General features: G+C 69.4%; 4 protein-coding genes. 3 read left to right on the forward strand and 1 reads right to left on the reverse strand.

What is annotated here, in order from left to right; translation table 11 throughout:
* The 3 genes from CVO76_RS16565 to CVO76_RS16575 all read left to right on the forward strand — a co-directional run.
* Positions 1–483: metallophosphoesterase family protein (locus tag CVO76_RS16565; RefSeq protein WP_208740170.1), on the forward strand; the 483-nt coding region annotated here is incomplete at its 5' end.
* Between the two features lie 301 nt (positions 484–784).
* Entirely contained in the window at positions 785–1,522 is a 738-nt protein-coding gene (locus CVO76_RS16570) for a GAF and ANTAR domain-containing protein (RefSeq protein ID WP_244186069.1), read from the forward strand.
* A gap of 27 nt (positions 1,523–1,549) precedes the next feature.
* Positions 1,550–2,350 carry a GAF domain-containing protein gene (locus tag CVO76_RS16575; RefSeq protein WP_208740171.1) on the forward strand — a complete coding sequence of 267 codons (801 nt, stop codon included), beginning with the start codon at positions 1,550–1,552 and terminating at the stop codon, positions 2,348–2,350.
* Between the two features lie 4 nt (positions 2,351–2,354).
* Here CVO76_RS16575 and CVO76_RS16580 read toward each other — a convergent pair.
* Positions 2,355–2,762, reverse strand: a 408-nt coding sequence (locus tag CVO76_RS16580; RefSeq protein ID WP_208740172.1) for a S1C family serine protease, incomplete at its 5' end; no start/stop codon positions are given.

The following is a 2,762-nucleotide window of genomic DNA, read 5'->3' on the forward strand; positions in this document are numbered from 1 at the left end:
ATCACCTTGAGCGGCCGCCGCATCCGGATGTTCCACGCCTCTGCACGGAGCGTCTACCACCGGGTCCACGCACGGCACAGCGACGAGGACTTCGAGGGCATGTTCGCGGCGACCGGACTGACCGGGAGTGGACCCCTGCCGGACGTGGTCTGCTACGGCGACATCCATGACGCGTTCGTGTCGACCAACCGGAGCCGCACGCTGGTGAACGTCGGCAGCGTGGGGAATCCACTCGACCAGCCGCAGGCGTCGTACGTGATCCTCGAGGGCGAGTCCGACGGCGGTCGCGACGATCCGTTCGGCATCCAGTTCGTGCGGGTCGCCTACGACGTCGAGGCGGAGATCGCCCTCGCCGGCGAGCTCGGGATGCCGGCCCTCCAGGCCTACGCCATCGAGCTGCGGACGGCCGTCTACCGGGGGCAGCACGCGCGGCTCGGGATGCTGGACGGGGGGCAAGCGTCCGGTCGGGGGCCGGCTGCTTGACCCCTGACCGACGCCCCATGTCCGTGCAAGCACATCGATGTATTCAACGTCAGTCCGCGGACACGTCCGGGCCATTTGCTGCGTATGTCCAGTGTGCGCCGTACTCCTCAAGGTGCGGGGTGAGCTCCCTCAAGATCGCCTCAGGTTGACAGTCGGGCCGGTGGCCGGAGGAGAGGCCGTGCTCCAGCATCCCCGCCATTGGGTATGATTTCTCTGGCCGTTTAGCAGCAGGCGGCCCACCACCTTCCTCTTGCCCAGCATCGCGCGTCGACCGGGGCGGGGTTGATGCAAAGGTTTGCCGTTGGCCGATCACGAGAAAGAGAAGAGTCCTGTGTTCCCGGGCCTGCTGCAGGACATGGTCCTCGACAGCGACGACGTGGAGGAGTTCCTGACCAAGCTGGTCAAGGTCGCAGGCCACACGCTGTCCGCCGAGGACGACGAGGTCCTGTGCGGCGTGACCCTTCTCCGTGCCCGCACCAAGACGACGGTCGCGAGCAACAGTCCGGACGCGCAGAAGATGGACGAGGTCCAGTACGAGTACAACGACGGACCGTGCCTGCGGGCCGCCCGCCTCGGCGTCGTCCACTACGTCTCCGACTTCGACACCGAGGAGCGCTTCCCCGAGTACAGCCGGGCGATCAGCGACCACGGCATCAAGTCCGCCCTCGGGGTGCCCATCCGGCTGGAGGGTGATGCAGCGGCCGCGCTCAATTTCTACTCGCCGCTCACCGACGCGTTCACGGAGAGGGCGATCGAGGCCGCCGAGAGGTTCGCCGCGGAGGTGTCCGCGTCCCTCAGGCTCGCGGTGCGTATCGCGAGCCTGACCGAGTCCAGCGCCGACATGCGCGCGGCCATGGAGAGCCGGACGACCATCGACCTCGCCGTCGGCGTCATCATGGGGCAGAACAGGTGCTCCCAGGATGCTGCCATGTCGATCCTCAAAGCGGCATCCAGTGCGAGGAACATCAAGCTGCGGGACGTGGCGGCCTCCGTCCTGCAGTCGCTCGGACAGGGGCCCGCCAGGACACACTTCGAGTAGGGCGCACTCCAAGGGGAACGGGGAGCAATGGACGAGCGGAACCGGCGCGGGCGGATCGCCGACGCGTTCCAGCGCGCAGGCATGTCGGTCGCCGAGGCGTGGATCCAGTACTTCGCGCTGGGTGGCTCCCTCTCGGAGCTGGAGATCGACGCCTATCTCCGCGGGTCGGCGGATCTCCCGCCCCTCGAGTCCGACCTCCTCGCCGAGGCTGCGCGGGAGGCGTCCGGGCAGGGCGTCGCACAGGAGATCGGGCCGTCCGCCGGGACGGAGCTGCCGGGTGGCCAGGAGCTGGAGCTCATCCGCCAGCTGGGAGCGGCAGGATCGGTCCTCCTCGACGCCGGGACGGCGGAGCGGGAGCGGCTCCGGTCCCTGGCCGGAGTTCACCTCCTCGACACCCCGCCCGAAGAGCGGTTCGACCGCATCACCCGTCGGGCCGCCGAGCGGTTCGGCTGCGAGATGGCGACGCTGGCACTGATCGCGGACCACCGGCAGTTCATCAAGTCCGCGGTGGGGAAGGCGAATCAGGACCTCGAGCGGACACAGGCCTTCTGCGATGCCACGATCCGGTCCGCCGGGCCCCTCGTCCTGCCCGATACCGTGCAGGACGAGCGTTTCCGCTCGCACCCCTTCGTCGCCGGTGAACCGCACATCCGGTTCTACGCCGGGTATCCCCTCCGTGGCCCGGGAGGATGGCTGATCGGGACACTCTGCGTCATGTCCACCTCGCCACGCCTCTTCCCGGGACAGGACCTCGAGGACCTCGAGTCCCTCGCCCAGGAGATGCAGCACGAGGTGTATCCGGGCTGGAGGGCGTGGAGCCTCCTCTGAGGTGTCAGCCCTCCGCAGCGGGCCGATCCGTGAGCTGCACGTCAACGCTCCGCGTCTCCGAACCCCGCCGGGTCTCCACGGCTACCGTCTCCCCGGGATCCCGCCGGCGCAGCGCCGAGAGGAGATCCTCGGGCGCCGACAGCTCCTCGTCCCCGATCCGGGTGAGGATGTCACCCGGCCGGATGCCCGCGTCGTCGGCCGGTCCGCCCTCGGACACGGACAGGACCACCACCCCCGTGGTGTCCTGCAGGTCCAGCTGCTCGGCGATCTGGGGCGTGATCGCGCCCGGCGCCAGGCCCATGAAGGCGTGTTCCGCCGTTCCGTCCTCCCGGAGCTCCTCGGCCACCTCCGTGGCGGTCGGGGCGGGGATCGCGAAGCCGAGGGCGACGGCGCCCTGTGCGGGCCCCGCCGC

This window comes from Arthrobacter agilis, assembly GCF_002953615.1.
In the GTDB taxonomy this organism is placed as follows: domain Bacteria; phylum Actinomycetota; class Actinomycetes; order Actinomycetales; family Micrococcaceae; genus Arthrobacter_D; species Arthrobacter_D agilis_B.